Raw genomic sequence first — 19,712 nt, 5'->3', positions numbered from 1 at the left:
CATCAACCGTATCCCGCGCGGGCCCGCGGTGGTTCAGAGGTCGCGGCGGGGACCGATCAGGGCGAGCGCGGCCTCGACGGCGACATCGATTATGTCGGTGATGTCACCGCCGGTCTCGACCGTGGAGGCGATGAGTTCGCGGTAGCCGCCGTAGAGGATGGTCGCCATCTGCCGGGACGGCGGGTGCAGTTCGGCGGACTGGAATTCCGGTGTGGCGGTGAGGTTCCGGATCAGGGTGACGAACGCGTCGGCGGTCTCGCGGTGCAGGCGCTGGGCGGCGTCCCCGAGGCCCGGGATATCGCGGATCCAGGCGAGCGTGACGCTGGTGTCGTGCTGCGAGGCGGCGATCCACGCCTCGATCGCCTGGCGCACCTGGGTGCGCCAGGACGCCGTCGAGTCGACCGCGGCGTAGATCTGCCGGATGGTGTCGCTGTTGCGTTCGGCGAGCAGCGCCACGAAACAGTCCTGTTTGCCGGTGAAGTGCTCGTAGAACGTCCGGCGGGAGGTGCGGGCGTGCCGGACCACATCGGCCACGGTGGCGTCGCGGTAGCCGCGCTCGCGGATCGCCTCGGCCATACCGTCGAGCAGCCGGCGCCGGAAACCCGAATCCGGCGCGGCCTCGGCGGCGGAACTGGAGGCGGGCTCGGCGCGGGTCACGACGTTCAGCCTAGTTTCGCCTCCGCGGCGGGCGCGGCGACCCCGGTGGCCGGCCGTGCGGCGCGGCGGTGGACCACGGCCCGGCCCTTGCGCCCGGGGGCCAGGGCGACGCCGCGGAAATGGTTGCGCTCGCCGGGGGCGTCGGTCGGCTCCAGGGTGAAATCGCGCAGCAGCGTGCGCAGCACGACGTTCATCTCCATGGTGGCGAATGCCGCGCCGATGCAGCGCCGGGCGCCGCCGCCGAACGGAATCCAGGTGAACGTGCCGGGCCGCACGCCGAGGAAGCGGTCCGGATCGAACGCGCGCGCGTTCGGGAACAGCTCCTCGTTGTCGTGCAGCAGCCGGATGCTGACCAGAACGTTCTGGTTCGCCGGCAGCGTCCAGCGCCCCAGGCGCAGCGCGTCGGCGCGCACCTTGCGCACGGTCGAATCGATGACCGGGCGGACCCGCTGCACCTCCAGCAGGGTGGCCTCGCGCAGCGCCGAGCCGCCCTCGTCGACCTCGGCGACCAAGCGCCGCAACACATCCGGGTGGCGGCGCAGGCGTTCGACGGTCCACGCCAGGGTGGTCGCCGTCGTCTCGTGCCCCGCCGTGAGCAAGGTAAGCAGTTCGTCGGCGATCTCCTGGCGGGTCATGGCCGATCCGTCGTCGTAGCGGGCCTGCAACATCATCGACAGCACGTCGTCGCGGTCCGCGAGCGCCTTGTCGGCCGCCGCGCGGTCGATCAGCCGACCGACGACCTCGTCGTACTGCCGGCGGTATTCCGCGAATCGGGACCAGGGACCGAAGCGGCCCAGGAGATTTCGCGGCACCGGCACGGCGGCCAGCGCCGACGCGACCAGCACCAGCTTCGGCAGCAGCGCGCGCAGCCGATCGAATTCCGCTCCCTCGGCGCCGAAGACCGCTCGCAGGATCACATTCAGGGTGATCCGCATCATCGAATCCATCGTCGCGAATTCGCGCCCCGACGGCCACGACGCCGTCTCCCGGACCGTCTCCTCCTCGATGAGATCCTCGTACACCGAGAGGCGGCGGCCGTGGAAGGGCGGCGTCAGCAGTTTGCGGTGTTTGCGATGCTCGTCGCCGGTCAGCGAGAACAGCGAGCCCGGGCCCAGGAACTGCCCGAGGTTCACGTCCACCGTGTCGACCGCCTCGGTGCCCGCGGTGAACAGCGCCTTGACCTCCGCCGGATCCGAGAGCACCACCATCGTGCCGAACCGGGGCATCTGCACCGTGAACGCCGAGCCGTACCGGGCGTGCATCCGCCGCCACGCGCGGGTGCGCCCCGCCAGAATCTCCACGTTCTGCACGAGGCGCGGCGTGTCCGGGCCATCGGGCAGTCGCACTGCGGTCATAGAGCCCTCCCAAAGCTGGTACGTCTATGTACCAGCAGTACGGTACGCCGGTGTACCGAGCGTGGCAAGGGTCACATCTCCGATGAACCACGGGCGGCCCGGCTCCGTAGCTACAGGTGCAGGCACGCGCACAGGGGTGATGATCGTGGCCGAACTCGCGCCGTTCTATCAGGATGTCCAATCGCACTACGACGTGTCGGACGACTTCTACCGGCTGTTCCTGGATCCGTCGATGACCTACAGCTGCGCTTATTTCGAGCGCGAGGGTCTAACTCTGGAGCAGGCACAGCAGGCGAAAATCGAGCTGGCACTAGGGAAACTGGACCTACGACCGGGGGCGACGCTGCTCGATATCGGGTGCGGATGGGGCGCGACCATGCGGCGTGCGGCCGAGCAGCACGGGGCGCACGTCACGGGACTCACATTGAGCCGCAACCAGTTCGAGCATGTCACCGCGGAGATCCACCGTCTCGGGCTCGCGAATGCCCAAGTGCGGCTGCAAGGTTGGGAGGAGTATCACGAGCCGGTGGATCGCATCGTCAGCATCGGCGCCTTCGAGCACTTCCGGCGCACCCGCTACGAGGAGTTCTTCCGGCGCTGCCACCGGCTGCTGCCGGACGACGGAAGGCTGTTGCTGCACAGCATCATCGGCTATCCGCTCGCCGATCTGCGCCGCATGGGTATCGAGGTGACCCGCGAGGACGCCCGCTTCCACGTGTTCGTCAAGCGCTACATCTTCCCCGGCGGACAGCTCCCGAACCCGGGTGAGATCACGAATCTGGCCCGGGCCGCCGGATTCGAGGTGGCGCGGATCCATTCGCTGCAGCCGCATTACGCGTACACGCTCGACCGGTGGGCGGATGCGCTGCGGAATCGTCGCGACGAGGCCGTGCGGCTCACCGACCAGGAGACCTATGACCGTTACCAGCGCTATCTCACCGGATGCGCGGACCGGTTCCGCCGGGGACTGCTCGACGTCATGCAGTTCACGCTGGTGAAGTAGGCGTGGTCACCGCTCCCGGGCGAGATAGGCCGCCACCCATGATTCCGCCGCGGCCTTCGCCTCCGCGACCGACGCCGCGGAGGCCTCGCGCAGCAGGCGGCCGTCGGGCCTGCCCACCCACCAGGAGCACGAGGTGGGGGTGGTCGTCCTGATGCGTGCGCGCACCGCCCCGAAGTCCTTGAGCAGACGGCGATCGCCCGCCGCGCCGGACAGCTCCCAGCCGTCACCGGCGTGCTCCGACAGCACGAGCACGGAGGTCGCGGCATCGGTCCTGGCCCCTGTGTGGTCGGCCACCTCATCCCTTCCGATCCCTCGCCGGCGCGCTGGGCCGCTGGTCGAGAATCGGTCGGTGAGCGCCGGGGAATGCTTTGGTCGCGGCGCTGCGTCGCCGGCAATTCTAGGTTACCGCCCAGCAATCCTCCAGCGGTTCCGGCGATCCCGCGCCGAGTGCGACACACCACCTAGGGGTGGAAAATACCTACCCCTTGGTTGGTCCTCCCTTAGCACTGAGGTCGCTGTCGCGCCGAATCCGTAGCGGGGACAGTGAATTCATCAACAGAAACGATGAACACGACATCGAGGGGACGGACATCATGCGGCAGTTCGAAACGACCACCGTCGCCGTCACGGCCGACGACTGCGAGCTCACCTGGGCCGATCTGGATCGCTGGTCGAATCGGTTGGCGCGGATCCTGGTCCGGCGCGGTGCGCGGCGCGGCAGCCGGATCGCCATCGCGGTCACGGCGCCGATGGAGGCGGCCGTCACCCGCGCGGCCATCGCCAAGGCCGGTGCCACAGCGGTCCCGGTGCGGGGCGAAAACCACTCTCCGGCAGCCGATCTCGGCGTCACCACCGAGGAACTGCTACACGGTCTCGACGACGCGGTCCGCTGGGTGGTGCTCGACGACCGGTCGACGCTGCTGGAGTACCTCACCGGATCGGACGCGCCGCTGCGCGCACCCGTCGACCAGGCCGCTTGACACTCGAACAGACCAGGACTCCTCTATGTCTCAGCGCCCCGTGACGGCGCCCGCCGACGCACGCCCGCATGCCGACGCCTTCCCGCTGTCCGCGGCCCAGCGCGGCATCTGGTTCGCCCAGCACTTCGCCGGCGCCACCCCGATCTCCATCGCGCAGTACGTCGAATTCCAGGGCGCGGTGGACGTCGCGCTGCTGTCCGCCGCGGCGCGGCAGGCCGGTCGCGAATTCGGCACCGGCTACCTGCGGCTGCTCGAGGCCGACGGCCTGCCGTATCAGGTGGTGGACACCGCTCTCGACGACCGCATCGACACCGTCGACCTGCGCGGCGAGGCCGATCCCGAGGCGGCCGCGCACGCGTGGATGCGCGCCGAGTACTCGGCGCCGCTGGATCTCGTGACCGACCGGCTGGTCGAGGTGGCCATGCTGCGCGTCGGCGACGACCGCTGGTTCTGGTACTCCCGGATCCATCACATCGTGCTGGACGGCGTGGGCGCGCTGACGATGATGCAGCGCACCGCCGAGATCTACGACCACACCCTGCGCGGCGAGGACGTCCCGCCCCCGCGGGCCGAGAGCTTGCGCCGGATCGTGGAAGACGATGTGGCATACCGTGATTCGAGCCGCCTGCACAGCGACCGCGAGTACTGGCGCACGCACCTGGCGGGGATGGCGCGCCCGGTCACGCTGGCCGGGCGGGAGGCCGCGGTCGACGCCCAGCCGAATCTGGTCTCGGGCGCACTGCCCACCGCCACGGCCGGTTTGCTCGACGCCGTCGCGGAGCGGCAGCAGTCGAGCGCGGCGCCGATCATCGTGGCGGCCTTCGGCGCGTATCTCGGCGCGATGACCGGTGCGGGCGATGTGGTGCTGGGCCTGCCGGTCTCGGGTCGCACGACCGCGACGCTGCGGCGGTCCGGCGGGATGGTCGCCAATGTCGTTCCGCTGCGGCTGCGGCTGGATCCCGCGCAGACGGTCGGCGATCTGATCCGCGCCACCCAGGGCGAGCTGACCGGGGCGCTGCGGCGCCAGCGTTACCGGCAGGAGGACATCGTCCGCGATCTGGGCTGGGCGATGGACGAGGTCACCTCGTTCGGGCCGACGGTGAATCTGATGATGATGGACAGCCGGATCGCGCTCGGCTCGGTCACCGGGCGGCTGCACGTGCTCACCTCCGGGCTGATCGACGACCTGTTCGTCAACGTCTATCCGGGCGTGGGCGGCGAGAGCACGCATATCGACTTCCAGGCAAACCCGAATCTCTACGGCGAGCCCGAGCTGGCCACGCAGCACGAGCGCTTCCTGGCCTACCTGTCCCGGTTCCTCACCGCGGGCCCGGACACGCCCGTGGCCGCGATCCCCGCGACGTCGGACGCCGAGCGAGCCGATCTGGCGCCGGCCCGGGGCCCGGTGGGCACGCCGGTGCGGACGCTGCCCGGCATTCTGGCGGACGGCGCGGGACTGCGGCCCGGCGCGATCGCCGTGCGCGCCGGCGACACCCGCCTCACCTATCGCGAACTCGACGAGCGGACCAACCGGCTGGCACGGCTCCTCGTCGCCGCCGGTGCGGGGCCCGAACATCCGGTGGCCGTATCGATTCCGCGGTCGGTGGAATCCGTGGTGGCGATGTGGGCGGTCGCCAAGACGGGTGCGGCCTTCGTGCCGATCGATCCGACGTATCCGGCCGACCGGATCGAGTACATGATCGCCGACAGCGGCGTGGTCACCGGCGTGACCGTGGCCGCCGCGCGGGGTTCGCTGCCGGACCGGATCGGCTGGCTCGTGCTGGACGGCGAGAACGGTCGCGCCGCCGGTTACGACGCCGCGCCGATCACCGATGCGGACCGCCTGGCGAACATCCATCCGGACCAGACCGCCTATGCCATCTACACATCCGGCTCGACCGGCCTGCCCAAGGGTGTGCTGGTATCGCATCGGGGACTGGCGAATCTGGTGGCGAGTTCCGGTCCCGGCTTCGGCGTGGACACCGATTCCGTGGTGGCGCACGCCGTCTCGCCGAGTTTCGACATCTCGGTGGAGGAACTGCTGGTGGCGTTCGCGGCCGGCGCGACGGTCGCGGTGGTGCCGCCCGAGGCGTACGCGGGCGAGGAGATGGCGCGGGTGCTGCGGGATCACGGCGTCACGCATCTGAATGTCACTCCGGCGGTGGTGGATTCGCTGGATCCGGCGACACTGCCCGCGCTGCGCACGGTCGTAGTGGGCGGTGACGCGTGCCCGCCGGATCTGGTGGCGGCGTGGTCCGGCCGCACCGTCCTCAACGGGTACGGGCCGACCGAGACGACGGTGACCGTCACGCTGAGCCCGCCGCTGGCACCGGAGGATCCGGTCACGATCGGCGGTCCGGTGCGCGGGGTGGCGGCGCTGGTCCTCGATCCGTGGCTGCGGCCCGTCCCGCCCGGTGTCACGGGCGAGCTGTATCTGAGCGGCGACTGCCTCGCCCGCGGGTACCACGGGCGCACCGGGCTCACCGCCGCGTGCTTCGTGGCCGATCCGCACGCGTCCGGGCGGCGCATGTATCGCACCGGCGATCTGGTGCGCTGGCGTCGCGGCGGCGACGGCTGGGGCCTGGAGTACGCCGGACGCGGCGACGCGCAGGTGAAGGTGCGCGGGTTCCGCGTCGAACTCGGTGAGATCGACGCCGTGCTGCACGGGCTGCCCGGCGTGGACTTCGCGCTCACCCTCGGGGCCGAAACCGATTCGGGCGCTACGGCGCTGGTGTCGTATGTCCTGCCCGCGTCCGGGACCACCCTGGATCCGGAGGCCCTGAAAGTCGCCGCGGGCGAGAGGCTTCCGGCGTACATGGTGCCGTCCGCCGTGATGGTGCTCGATCACGTCCCGCTCACGCCGGTCGGCAAGGTGGACCGGCGGGCGCTCCCCGCACCGGTCTTCGCCACCGCGTCGAGCACCGGGCGCGCGCCGGAGACGCCGCGCGAGCGGACGGTGGCGGCGGTGTTCACCGATGTGCTCGGCGTGGAGTCGGTGGGGGCCGACGACGACTTCTTCGCCCTGGGCGGTGACAGCATCATCGCCATCCAACTGGTGTCGCGGGCGAAGGCGGCCGGGCTGAACTTCACGGCGCGGGAGGTGTTCGAGCGCCGGACCGTCGCCGGGCTCGCCGCCGTCGCTACCGAGGCCGCCACCACCGTGGCCGAACTGCCGGGTGGCGGCGTCGGGGCCGTTCCGCTCACGCCGATCGCGCACGCGATGGTCGAGGACGGCGCGTGGGGGCGTTTCGCCCAGGCGGCGCTGATCGGGCTGCCCGGGGACTGGGACCGCGCCCGGCTCGTGTCCGCGGTGCGGACGCTGGTCGACCACCACGACATGCTGCGCGGTTCGCTGCGGCGTGCCGGGGACGACTGGAATTGGGTTGTGGGCGAGCGGGGTTCGATCGATGCCGCGGCCCTCGTCGATGTGGTGTCCGGCGGGCCCGAGGAGGTCGAGCGCGAACTTCAGCGCGCCGCCGATCAGCTCGATCCGGCCGCCGGTGTGGTCGCCCGGTTCGTGGTGATCGACTCGCCGGACGCCGAGCCCCTGCTGTGGATGGTTGTGCACCACCTGGCGGTCGACGGAGTCTCGTGGCGAATCCTGCTGCCGGACTTCGCCGTCGCGTACTCCGGAGGCGACCTCGAACCCGTCGGCACCTCGTTCCGGCGGTGGGCGCACGGCCAGGCCGAGCAGGCTTCGGACCGGGAGCCGGAACTGCCGCTCTGGCAGGAGATTTCGGCCACCGCGGATCCCGCGCTGGGAGTGCGGGGATTCGATCCGGCCCTGGATGTCGTGGCCACCGAGGCGCAGCTGCGGACCACCGTCGACGCCGAGGTCGCGGAGGGCGTGCTGACGGCCGTGCCGTCGCGATTCCATTGCGGCACGGACGATGTCCTGCTCACCGCACTCGCCCTGGCCGTCGGCCGCTGGCGCGGGCGGCACACGACCTTGCTCACGCTGGAGGGCCACGGCCGCGAGGAGGCGATCCTGCCCGGAGCCGATGTCGCCCGGACCGTGGGCTGGTTCACCGCCGCGTATCCGGTGGGCCTGGACCTGTCGGGGATCGATCTCGACGATGCCTTCGACGGCGGCGCGGCCGCGGGTGTGGCGATCAAGACGGTCAAGGAGCAGTTGCGGCGGATTCCGGATCGGGGCGTCGGCTACGGGATGCTGCGATACCTCGATCCTGGTACCGCCGAATCCCTTTCGGCCGATCCGAGACCGCAGATCAGCTTCAACTATCTCGGGCGAGCGGCGACCGACTCCGACGGCGGCCCCTGGCTCCCCCGCCGCTTCGCCGCCACCCGGGACGACCGCGCGCCCTTGGCGGCCGTACTCGATATCAATGCCCTGATGGGGGCCGACGGACTCGAGGTGACGTGGGCTTACGCCACCGGCGTCCTCGGCGGGAACGACGTGCGCGAACTCACGGAACTGTGGAACACCGCGCTGAAATCGCTTGTCGCACATGCCGGATCCGTGGCGGCGGGCGGGCATACGCCCTCCGACTTCGGCCTGGTCGAGGTGTCGCAGGCGCGGATCGACGACTGGGAGCGCGACCATCCGGCGCTGTCCGATGTGTGGCCGCTGTCGCCGTTGCAGCAGGGCCTGCTGTTCCATGCCCGCTACGACACCGACACCGCGGACGACTACACCGTGCAGACCCGCCTGAGCCTGGCGGGACGAGTCGACGCGGCGCGGCTGCGGCAGGCCGCCCAGTCGGTGGTGGACCGGCACGACAACCTGCGGGTGGCCTTCACCGAAACCGCCGACGGGCCATACCAGCTCGTCTCCGAATCCGCCGAAATCGCCTGGCAGTACCTCGATCTCGCGACGACCGGCGACAGCGCGCGGGAGCTGGAGCGAGTGATCGCCGTCGACGCCCGCACCCGGTTCGATCTCGGGCGCGCGCCGCTGGTGCGGTTCGCGCTCGTGCGGACGGCGGCGGAGTCCTACACGCTGCTCATCACCAATCATCACCTGGTGCTGGACGGCTGGTCGACGCCGTTGCTGATCCAGGAACTGCTCGCCGGCTACGTCGCCCTGGTCACCGGCGGAACGCCCGACCGGACCGCGCCGCCCTCCTACCGGGAATTCCTGGGCTGGCTCGCCGAGCAGGACGATGCCGCGTCCCTCGCGGCCTGGACCGACTCGCTGTCCGGTATCGACACCCCCACCCGGGCGGTGCCGACCCTGGCGGGCATCGCGTCGGCCGAATCCGGCACCGTCGCCGTGGATTTCCCCGCCGAGGACCTCGCCCGGCTGGAGGCCACCGCACGGGACGCGGGCGCCACGGTCAATACCGCGGTGCAGGCCGCGTGGGCGCTGGTGCTGGCCATGCTGACCGGGCGCACCGATGTCGTGTTCGGCGGCACCGTCTCCGGGCGTCCGCCGCAGCTGCCCGGGATCGAGCAGATGGTGGGCCTGTTCATCAATACCGTGCCGGTGCGGGTGCGCCTCGATCCCGCCGAACGGGTCACCGACCTGCTCGCGCGCGTCCAGGCCGAACAGGCGCGGCTGCTGGATCACCAGCATGTCGGGCTGGCCGCCATCCATCAGGCGGTCGGGCTGCCCGAACTGTTCGACACGCTCACCGTCTTCGAGTCGTACCCGCTCGACCGGGACACGCTGTCGCGGGCGCCGGATATCGGCGGCATGCGGATCCTCGACGTCACCGGCACCGACGCCACGCCGTATCCGCTGAACCTCATGGTGATCCCGCAGCGCGACGGCCTGCGGATCAGCATCGAATACCTCGCCGACCATCTCGGCGCCGCAGCGGCACAGCGTCTGCTCGACAGGTTCGTGCTGCTGCTCGGGCAGATCGCCGCCGATCCGCTGCACCGGATCGCGCGAATCCAGCACTGCGACCGCGACGAGCGCCGGGCGCTGACGCCGGTGCGTGGCGCGGATCCAGCGCCGGCGCGGGTGCTGCCGGACATCCTGACCCACGGGGCCCGCATCGCGCCGGACGCGATCGCCCTGAGTTCCGGCACCTTGACCATGACCTACCGGGAACTGGACGCCTGGTCGAACCGGTTCGCCCGGGTCCTGCTGGGCCGCGGCGTGGGGCGGGAGGTCTTCGTCGTGCTCGCGCTGACGCGGTCGGTGGAATCGGTCGTCGCCGTCTGGGCGGTGGCGAAGACCGGCGCGGCCTTCCTGCCGCTGGATCCGAACCACCCCATCGAGCGGATCGAGCACATCCTCGGCGATTCGCGGGCGCCGATCGGAATCACCGTGCGCGCCACCGGCGAAACCCTGCCGGGCACCATCGACTGGCTGCTGCTCGACGACCTGAACACCATCCGCCGCGTGATGACCGTCTCCGACGCGCCCGTCACCGATGCCGAACGCGGCGGGCCGATCACGCTCGACCAGACCGCGTACCTCATCTACACCTCCGGCTCCACCGGCAAACCCAAGGCGGTCCTGCTCAGCCATCACGGTCTCGCCAACCTCGTCGCCACTCAGGCGGAGGAACTCGGGCTGGACGAGCGGTCCACCGTGCTGCAGGTCGCCTCGCCGAGTTTCGACGCCTCGGTGCACGAACTGCTGAACGCGCACGGCATGGGCGGGCACCTGGTGGTCTCGCCGCCGGAGGTGTACGGCGGCGACGCCCTCGAGGAACTGCTGCGCACCGAACAGGTCACGCACGCCGTCATCACCCCGTCGGTGCTGGCGACGATGGACCCGCGCGGCCTCACCGCGCTGCGCACGCTCTCGGTGGCCGGCGAGGCCGTCGGGCCGGATCTGGTGGCCGACTGGTCGGCCGGGCGGCGCATGGTGAACCTGTACGGCCCCACCGAATTCAGCGTCTGGGCGACCGGGCCCGGCGAACTGCGGCCCGGCGCGCGGATCACCATCGGCGGCCCGATCCGCGGCGCTTCGGCCATGGTGCTCGACACCTGGCTGCGGCCCGTGCCGGTGGGTGTCACCGGCGAGCTGTACCTCGCCGGGCCTGCCCTCGCGCGGGGATACTTCAACCGATTCACGCTCACCGCGGCACGATTCGTCGCGGACCCGTACGGCGCGCCGGGCGACCGGATGTATCGCACCGGCGACATGGTGCGCTGGGTGGAGACCGACGGCCGGTCGCTCGAACTGGAGTACCTGGGCCGCAGCGATTTCCAGGTCAAGATCCGCGGACTGCGGGTCGAACTCGGCGAGATCGACGCGGTGCTGGCGCTCGACGCCGACGTGGACTACGCGGTGACCGTGGGCCTTCCGGGCCCGGCCGGCACCACGGTGCTGGTGTCCTACATCGTGCCCGCCACGGGCCGCGCGGTCGATCCCGACGGGTTGCGCACGCGGGTCGCGGCCGCGTTGCCGGAGTACATGGTGCCCGCGTATATCGTTGTGCTGAAGGATGTTCCGCTGACTCCGGTCGGCAAGCTGGATCGCGCCGCGCTGCCCGCGCCCGACTTCTCCGCCCTGGACGATCGGTATCTGGCGCCGCGCACGGCGGTGGAACGCGCGGTCGCCGGGGTGTTCGCCGAGGTGCTCGAGCGCGAGCGGGTGAGTGTCGACCGGTCGTTCTTCGAACTGGGCGGCAACTCGCTCAGCGCGACCCGCGTTGTCGCACGGGTCAATGCGGCGCTCGGTTCGACGGTCGCGCTGCGCGACCTGTTCGACGCGCCCACCGTGGCGCGCCTGTCCGCCCGGATCGTCCCCGCCACCGGCGACGGCGAACGGGCGGCCCTGGCGCCGCGGATCCGGCCCGACCGGGTGCCGCTGTCGCCGGCGCAGCAGCGCATGTGGGTGCTCAACCGGATGGATCCGGCCTCGCCCGCGTACAACATCGCGGTCGCGTTGCGGCTCACCGGAGACCTGGACATCGCCGCCCTGCGTCATGCGGTCGCGGAGGTCGTCGCGCGCCACGAGAGCCTGCGCACCGTGTATCCCGGCGACGATCGGGGACCGCGGCAGGTGGTGCTCTCCGCCGATTCCGCGGTGCCCGATATCGCGGTCGCCGACACCGAAGACGGTGCGGCACTGCGTGATCGGGTCACCGCGCTCGCCGCGCTCGGATTCGATCTCGCCGAGCAGCCGCCGCTGCGGATCGGCGTCCTGCGGGTCGCTTCGATCCCCGTGCCGGTCCATGTCGTGGTGCTGGTCGTGCATCACATCAGCGCCGACGGGGTCTCGATGGCCCCACTGGCCACGGATCTGATGACGGCGTATGCGGCACAGACGCGGCTGCCCGCACTGCCGGTGCAGTACGCCGATTTCGCGCTGTGGCACCGGGAGTTGCTCGGCGCGGAATCGGATCCGGAATCGCTGGCGGCCAAGCAGATTCGATACTGGACGGACGCGCTGGCGGGAGTACCCGATGTCCTGGAGCTGCCCTCGGATCGACCGCGCCCGGCCGTGCAGTCGATGCGCAGCGCCACCATGCCGTTCGCCATCGACCCCGAATTGCACAGGCGGCTCGCCGAATTGGCCGCCGTATCCGGGGTCAGCCTGTTCATGGTCGTGCACGCCGCGCTGGCGGTCCTGCTGGCACGCCTCGGCGGCACCGATGACGTGGTGATCGGCACGGCCGTCGCGGGACGCGGGGAGCAGGCCCTCGACGGGCTGGTGGGCATGTTCGTCAACACCCTGGCGCTGCGGACCGAGGTCGACCCGGACCTGGAGTTCCGCCGGTTCCTAGCCCGGGTCCGGGAGACGGACGTGGAGGCGTTCGGCCGTGCCGACGTGCCGTTCGAACAGCTGGTGCAGAGCCTGAATCCGGCGCGGTCGACCGCGCACCACCCGCTGTTCCAGGTGTCGCTGTCGCTGCAGAACTTCGAGGAACCGGTGCTGGAACTGCCGGGGCTGCGGGTCGAGGTCGAGCCGGTCGACCGCGATTCCTCGCCGTTCGATCTCACCCTCGACCTGCGCGAGCGCCTGTCGGCGTCCGGTCCCGCGGGGATCGACGCGGTCCTCACCTTCGCCACGGATCTGTTCGACGAGGCCACGGCGGCGGCGTTCGCCCGGCGGTGGGAGCGAATCCTGCTGGCGGTCACCGCGAATCCCGAGCGGACGATCGCGGAGATCGACCTGCTCGACGAATCCGAAAGGGCCGCACTGGTTTCCCGTCGGCGGCCGGGAGGAGCGGTCGGCATCACACTCGCCGAACTGTTCGAGGCGGCGGCGGCCGCGTATCCGGAGCGCCCGGCCGTGGTCGCAGGCGGAGTCACGCTCACCTATCGGGAACTCGACACTCGCGCCGAGCGATTGGCCACGCTGCTGGCCGACGCCGGCGCCGGGCCGGAAAGCGTTGTCGCCCTGGCACTCACCCGCGGGGCGGACCTGCTCACCGGGATGTGGGCGGCGGCGAAGGCCGGGGCGGCGTTCCTGCCGATCGACCCGGCGCATCCGATCGATCGGATCGAGCACATGCTCGCCGACTCCGGGGCCGTCGCCGGTCTCACCGTCACCGCTCATCGGACGCCGCTGCCGGGTGGGACGCGCTGGCTCGTGCTCGACCAACCGGAGACGGCGCGGGCGTGGCGGGAGGCCCCGGTGCGGACGGCGCGGGCCGCGGTGCGCTCCGAGCAGCCGGCCTGGCTGATCTACACCTCCGGGTCGACCGGAACGCCCAAGGGCGTCTCGGTCACCCAGCGCGGGATCGCCGATCTGGCGGCGGCGCAGCGCGAGGTGCTGGGACTGGATCACACGGCCCGCGTTTTGCAGGTCGCTTCGCCGAGTTTCGACGCCTCGGTGTTCGAGGCGGTCATGGCGTTCGGCTCCGGCGGGACGGCCGTCGTCGCGCCGCCGGAGGCGTTCGGCGGCAGCGCCCTCGCCGACCTGATCACGGCCGAGGGTGTCACCCATGCGGTGATCACCCCGTCCGCGCTGGCCACGGTCGATCCGGCCGCCGTGACCGGGCTGCGGGTGCTCGCGGTCGCCGGCGAGGCGGTGAGCGCGGAGCTGGTTCAGCGGTGGGTGCCCGGCCGCACCCTGGTGAACCTGTACGGCCCGACCGAATTCACCATCTGGGCGACGAGTTCGGAGCCGCTGCGCGAGGGCGCTCCGGTCACGATCGGCGCGCCGATCCGCGGCGCGGCCACGCTGGTGCTCGACGAGCGCCTGCATCCGGTCCCCTTCGGCGTACCCGGCGAGCTGTATCTGGCCGGTGCGGCACTGGCCCGCGGCTACCACGCCCGGCCCGACCTCACCGCGACCCGCTTCGTCGCCCACCCGTTCGGCGAACCCGGCGACCGGCTCTACCGCACCGGCGATCTGGTGCGGTGGACCGGCTCCCTGGACGCGCCGGAACTGGAATACCTGGGCCGCACGGACTTCCAGGTGAAGATCCGTGGCCGCCGCATCGAACTGGGCGAGATCGACGCGGTCCTCACCCGCGCTCCGGGAGTGGATTTTGCCGTCACAGTGGGGGTTCCGACCCCGGCGGGCACCACGGCGCTGGCCGCCTACCTGGTGGCGGAGTCGGACCCCACCCGATTCGATATCGCGGCCGTGCGCTCGTACGCGGCGGAGATACTGCCCGGTTACATGGTGCCGGACGCGTTCGTGGCGCTCGAGGCGATTCCGCTCACCGCGGTCGGCAAACTGGACCGTAAAGCGCTGCCGCAGCCCGTATTCGACGATGTGGCGACCGAGTATCGCGCGCCGAGCACCCCGACCGAGGAGACGCTGGCGGCGCTCGTGGCCGAACTGCTGGGCCGCGAACGGGTCGGCGCCCTCGACTCGTTCTTCGCGCTCGGCGGCGACAGCATCCTCGCCATCCAGCTGGTGTCGCGGGCGCGGACGCACGGAATCTCGCTCACGCCGATGCAGATCTTCGAACACCGCACGGTCGAGGCGCTGGCCGAACTCGCGGACACGGCCGGCGCTGTGGTGACGCTGGAGGAACTGCCCGGCGGCGGTGTCGGCGAGATGCCCCTCACCCCGATCGTCCGGTACATGATCGAGCGCGGCGGCAACTTCGACCGGTTCGCCCAGACCGCGGTGCTCGACCTGCCGGTCGGCATCCGGCGCGACCACCTGGTGGCGACGGTATCGGCCGTGGTCGACCGGCACGACATGCTGCGGGCGCGGCTGTCGCGCACCGGCGACGGCGGCTGGTCGCTGCGCACCACCGAACCCGGCACCGTCGACGTCGACGCGCTCGTCCACCACATCGAGTACGCCGCGACCACCGACAGCGTGGAGGTGCGCGAATTCGCCCGCACCGCCGTGGATTCCGCCATGAACCGGCTGGACCCCGCGAACGGCACCGTGTTGCAGCTGATCTGGCTCGACCCGGTCGGCGACGCCGGCAGCCACCGCACGCCGGGGCGGCTCGTCATCGTCGCCCACCACCTGGCGGTCGACGGGGTGTCCTGGCGCATCCTGGTACCCGATCTCATGGCGGCCTGGGCACAGGTATCGTCCGGCGCCGCACCGGCACTCACCGGATCCGGCACCTCGATGCGCCGCTGGGCGCACGCGCTGGCCGACGAGGCCCACCGCGAGGGCAGGGTCGCCGAACTCGACTACTGGCAATCGGTTCTCGACGGGCCCGACCCGCTGCTGGGCGAGCGTGAACTCGATCCGGCCGTCGACCGGACGGGCACGCTGCGCACTGTCGAATTCACTCTGCCTCAGCAGGTTACGGACGATCTGCTCACCACCCTGCCCAGCCTGTTCGGCGGCGGCGTGGAGGACGCGCTGCTCGCCACCCTCGCTCTGGCCGTGCTGCGCCGCCGCGAGACGACGGACCCGGGCAGCGTCCTGCTGCGGCTGGAAGGCCACGGCCGGCAGGAGGAGATCGTGCCCGGCGCGGACCTGTCGCACACCGCCGGCTGGTTCACCAGCATCTATCCGGTCCGGGTCGATCTCAGCGGCATCGATCTCGACGAGGCGCTCGCGGGGGGCCCGGCCATGGGCGCGGCGATCGGCACGGTGCGACGCATGCTGGCGGAGGTGCCGGACAAGGGCATCGGATTCGGTCTGCTCCGCTATCTGAATCCGGAAGCGGCACAGCGTCTTCCGGAGCGGCTGCCCGGCCGGATCGCGGTCAACTACCTCGGCCGGTACGCCGAATCGGATATCCCGGCGGGCCTGGCGGGACTCGGCTGGCTGCCCACCGACGACCTCGGCGAGCTGGACGCCGACGAGGACCCGCGGGTGCCGGTGACGGCGGAGATCGATATCAACGCCGTGGTCCTCGGCGACCGGCTGCACGTCGGCATCCGATTCCCCGGCACGCTGCTGGACGACAAGGAAGTCGGCGCGCTGAGTGACCAGTGGAACGAAACACTGTGCCAGGCATCGCGTTTCGCGCACTCGCCCGAGGCGGCGCAGGTCGCCGCGGAGCAGCGGGCGCGCACCGCGCCGCCGGCCGCCTCCCCGTCGAGTCTCGGACTGGACGTCGTCCTGCCGATCCGCACCGAAGGCAGCGCACCGGCCCTGTTCTGCGTCCATCCCTCCTCCGGAATCGCCTGGACCTACCTGGGATTCGCCGAACTCCTGCGGCCGGGCCGCCCGATCTACGGGCTCCAGGCGCCGGATCTCGGCGGCGAACCCTCGATGCGGTCCATCGAGGAATTCGCCGAACGCTATGCGCGCGAGATCCGCCGCATCCAGCCCGACGGCCCGTACCACCTGCTCGGCTGGTCGTTCGGCGGCCTCATCGCGCACGCCGTCGCCGACCGGCTCGAACGGTCGGGGGCACGGGTGGGAGTGGTCGCCCTGCTGGACGCGGATACCGCGGATATCGACGGCGACAGCATCGATCGGCTCACCGCGGGCTCGTTCGTCAACGCCTTCGGCGCGGTCTTCGGCATCGACGACGTTCCGGCGACGGCCACCGCCGACGAGGCCGCGGCGCTGATCCGGGAGCGGATGGGCGGCGTCTCGATCGTCGACGCGGACACGCTGGAGCGAATGGCGCACTCCTACAACGCCTCCGCGCGCACCCGCACCGGATACCGGCGGCCGGTGTTCCACGGCGACGTCCTGTACTTCGCCGCCACCGTCGGGACCTCCGACATCTTCGGCTCCTCCGGCTGGCGGCCCTACGTCACCGGCGACCTCACCACCCACGAGCTCGAGGTCACGCACGACGAGATGACGGCGCCGCACGCGCTGCCGCTCATCGCGCGGGTCCTCGACGACAATCTGGAAGGCTGGCAGTGAACAACCCTGGCGGAGTCCTCGTCGAGGGCATCGAGAAATCCTTCGGACCCGTATCCGCCCTGCGCGGAATCCATTTCGAGGCGGCGGCGGGTGAGGTGCTGGGCGTACTCGGCCCGAACGGCGCCGGCAAGACCACCACGGTGAACATCCTGTCCACCCTGATCCCGCCCGACCGCGGCCGGGCGCTCGTCGCCGGGCACGACGTGGTCGCCGATCCGGCCGCGGTGCGCCGATCGATCATGCTCACGGGGCAGTTCGCCGCCCTCGACGACATGCTCACCGGCGCCGAGAATCTGGTGATGTTCGGGCGGCTGATGGGCCTGCGCAAGCGCACCGCCCGCGCCCGCGCCACCGAACTGCTCGCCGAATTCGATCTGGAGGGCGCCGCCGACCGGAAGGTGGGCACCTACTCCGGCGGCATGCGGCGGCGCATCGATATCGCCTGCGGGCTGGTCGTCCGGCCCGACGTGGTCTTCCTGGACGAGCCGACGACCGGGCTGGATCCGCGCAGCCGCCAAGGGGTCTGGGATCTGGTCTCCGGATTCCGGAAGGAGGGCATCACGACGCTGCTCACCACGCAGTACCTCGAGGAGGCGGACGCGCTGTGCGACCGCATCATCGTGATCGACCACGGCGTCGTCATCGCCGAGGGCACCGCGGACGAGCTGAAATCCCGCACCGGCGGCAGCTACTGCGAGGTCGTGCCACTGGACCTCAATGATCTGCCCGCCATCGCCGCCGCCCTGGGAAGCCTGCTTCCCGAGCCGAATCGCACTGTGCTGTCGGGTGATTCGGACCGCATCGCGATTCCCGCGCCCGACGGGCACAAGACCCTCGCCGAGGCGCTGCGCCGACTGGACACCGCGGGCGTGGAACTGGTCGACATCGCGCTGCGGCGGCCGTCGCTCGACGACGTCTTCCTGAAGCTCACCGGGCACCTGGCCGACGGGCGGGCCGAGCGGTGACCGCGTGGCAGACCGCCCTGCGCGCGGCGCCGGCGACCACGCAGCAGTGGTGGGTGCTGACCACCCGGCTCATCTCCCCGTCGGTGAAGACCGGGGAGGTGCTGGGTTCGGTCCTCGCCCCCGCCGCGTTCACCGCCAGCTTCTACCTGCCGCTGGATCGCGTGATGTCGTTCTCCGGCACCGGATTCAGCAGCTACGCCCAGTTCATGATGCCGATCGTCATCCTGCAGGCGGCGGCGTTCAGCGCCATCGGGGCCGCCTTCCGGGCCGCCACCGACGCGGTGTCCGGCCTCGACCGCCGGTTCGGCACCATGCCCATCCCGCCGGTGGTGCCGGTGGCGGCGCGCATGGCGAGCACTATGTTCCGGCTGCTCATCGCGCTCGCCGCGGCTCTGGTCTGCGGACACCTCATCGGCTTCCGCTTCTATCTCGATGCCGCGCACACCGCCGGGTTCCTCCTGCTGGGCCTCGCGATCGGCATCGCGTTCACGCTCGGGGCGGATGTCATCGGCACCGTATCGAAGAGTCCCGAGGCGACCACCCAGGCTCTCGTACTGCCGCCGCTCATCTTCGGCATGCTGTCGACGGGCCTCGCCCCGGCCTCGCAATTCCCGCACTGGGTACAGCCTTTCGTGCGCAATCAACCGGTCTCGCAGTTCGCGATCGCGCTGCGGACGCTCGCGGGCGACAGCCGCGCGGCCGCCGCGGTGACGTGGTCCGCGGTGGGCCCGGCGCTGCTGTGGGTGGGCGCACTACTGCTGGCGGGCATCGTCTTCGCCGGCCGAGTCGGACGGAGCAGGGCATGACGGTACGGATACCCGCGCGGCACGACGCGGCCGTCGACGAGCGGACGCTGCCGGCCCTGGTGCGGCACACCGTGATCCAAACGCAGCGGTTGCTGCTGCGCTGGACGCGCAGCCCGGTCACGCTCCTGGAGACGCTGCTCATCCCCTGCCTGCTGCTGTTCATGCTCGACACCGTGATCGGCGGGCAGATCCAGCGGTTCTCCGGAACCAGCGCGCTGTACGGGTCGGTGCCGATGGTCGCGATCGTCGGGGCGCTGTCGGGGGCCGTCGCGGGCGGGGTGATGCTCGGCCGGGAACGCGACGCGGGCCTGCTCGCCCGGTTCTGGGTGCTGCCGGTGCACCGCGCCTCCGGGCTCGCGGCCCGAGTGCTGGCGGAGGGCTGCCGGATCCTCGCGGGGACATGTGTCGTCGTGCTGGTCGGCTACCTGCTGGGCTTCCGCTTCCAGCAGGGCGTCCTGGCCGCCGCCGGATTCGTCCTGATCCCGGTGCTGTTCGGGCTCGCCTTCGCGACCATGGTCACCGCCATCGCCGTCTTCACCGCGAAATCGGCTCTGGTGGAGGGGGTGACGATCCTGACCTCGCTGCTGATGTTCTTCGGCACCGGATTCGTCCCGCTGGCGGCCTATCCGCAGTGGTTGCAGCCGGTGGTGCGCAACCAGCCGATGTCGGTCGCGGTGGACGCCATGCGCGCGCTGTCGCTAGGCGGGCCGCTGGCCCATTCACTCACGCTGACGGTGCTGTGGTGCGCGGGCGCGATCCTCGTCTGCGCCGCACCCGCCGCGATCGGCTACCGCCGCACGAGCCGGCGATGACGATCGGG

General features: G+C 71.1%; 9 protein-coding genes. 6 read left to right on the top strand and 3 right to left on the bottom strand.

Features of this window, described 5'->3' with window-relative positions; translation table 11 throughout:
- Positions 1-33: 33 nt before the first annotated feature.
- Complete coding sequence (locus ON41_RS08830; RefSeq protein ID WP_040746754.1) at positions 34-657, bottom strand: TetR/AcrR family transcriptional regulator; 624 nt, start codon at positions 655-657, stop codon at positions 34-36.
- Between the two features lie 5 nt (positions 658-662).
- Positions 663-2,012, bottom strand: a complete 1,350-nt coding sequence (locus ON41_RS08825; RefSeq protein WP_040746753.1) for a cytochrome P450 — start codon at positions 2,010-2,012, stop codon at positions 663-665.
- Between the two features lie 145 nt (positions 2,013-2,157).
- Between ON41_RS08825 and ON41_RS08820 the strand changes: the two genes are divergently transcribed.
- The gene (locus tag ON41_RS08820; RefSeq protein WP_085995643.1) at positions 2,158-3,015 is read left to right on the top strand and encodes a cyclopropane mycolic acid synthase family methyltransferase; all 858 of its coding nucleotides are present in this window, start codon (positions 2,158-2,160) and stop codon (positions 3,013-3,015) included.
- A 6-nt stretch (positions 3,016-3,021) separates the two neighbouring features.
- Here the strand turns inward: ON41_RS08820 and ON41_RS08815 are convergent, their stop codons facing one another.
- A complete protein-coding gene (locus ON41_RS08815) occupies positions 3,022-3,309 on the bottom strand; it encodes a hypothetical protein (RefSeq protein ID WP_040746750.1) in 288 nt (95 codons plus the stop codon).
- 299 nt (positions 3,310-3,608) lie between these two features.
- On the opposite strand from ON41_RS08815, the gene ON41_RS08810 reads away from it, so the two are divergent.
- Genes ON41_RS08810 through ON41_RS08790 form a run of 5 tightly spaced genes read left to right on the top strand, consistent with a single transcriptional unit; the run spans position 3,609 to position 19,704 of the window.
- Positions 3,609-3,995: an AMP-binding protein gene (locus tag ON41_RS08810; protein ID WP_051161116.1), complete on the top strand. Its 387-nt coding sequence runs from the start codon at positions 3,609-3,611 to the stop codon at positions 3,993-3,995.
- Positions 3,996-4,020: 25 nt separating this feature from the next.
- On the top strand, positions 4,021-17,121 hold the full coding sequence (locus ON41_RS08805) for a non-ribosomal peptide synthetase (protein WP_040746748.1): 13,101 nt from the start codon (positions 4,021-4,023) through the stop codon (positions 17,119-17,121).
- Positions 17,118-18,086, top strand: coding sequence for a daunorubicin/doxorubicin resistance ABC transporter ATP-binding protein DrrA (locus ON41_RS08800; RefSeq protein ID WP_051161115.1), 969 nt, complete (start codon positions 17,118-17,120; stop codon positions 18,084-18,086). The genes ON41_RS08805 and ON41_RS08800 overlap by 4 nt, the downstream gene beginning before the upstream one ends.
- Positions 18,083-18,892: an ABC transporter permease gene (locus ON41_RS08795; protein WP_040746746.1), complete on the top strand. Its 810-nt coding sequence runs from the start codon at positions 18,083-18,085 to the stop codon at positions 18,890-18,892. The genes ON41_RS08800 and ON41_RS08795 overlap by 4 nt, the downstream gene beginning before the upstream one ends.
- On the top strand, positions 18,889-19,704 hold the full coding sequence (locus ON41_RS08790) for an ABC transporter permease (protein ID WP_040746744.1): 816 nt from the start codon (positions 18,889-18,891) through the stop codon (positions 19,702-19,704). The genes ON41_RS08795 and ON41_RS08790 overlap by 4 nt, the downstream gene beginning before the upstream one ends.
- Positions 19,705-19,712 lie beyond the last annotated feature (8 nt).

Source organism: Nocardia transvalensis NBRC 15921 (genome assembly GCF_000308875.1).
Classification (GTDB): Bacteria; Actinomycetota; Actinomycetes; order Mycobacteriales; family Mycobacteriaceae; genus Nocardia; species Nocardia transvalensis.
This window is presented reverse-complemented; position numbering and strand designations above follow the sequence as displayed.

Coding starts and splice junctions, on each gene's coding strand:
- ON41_RS08825 (WP_040746753.1), bottom strand. CDS start 2,012: ATGACCGCAGTGCGACTGCCCGATGGCCCGGACACGCCGCGCCTCGTG.
- ON41_RS08810 (WP_051161116.1), top strand. CDS start 3,609: ATGCGGCAGTTCGAAACGACCACCGTCGCCGTCACGGCCGACGACTGC.
- ON41_RS08805 (WP_040746748.1), top strand. CDS start 4,021: ATGTCTCAGCGCCCCGTGACGGCGCCCGCCGACGCACGCCCGCATGCC.
- ON41_RS08790 (WP_040746744.1), top strand. CDS start 18,889: ATGACGGTACGGATACCCGCGCGGCACGACGCGGCCGTCGACGAGCGG.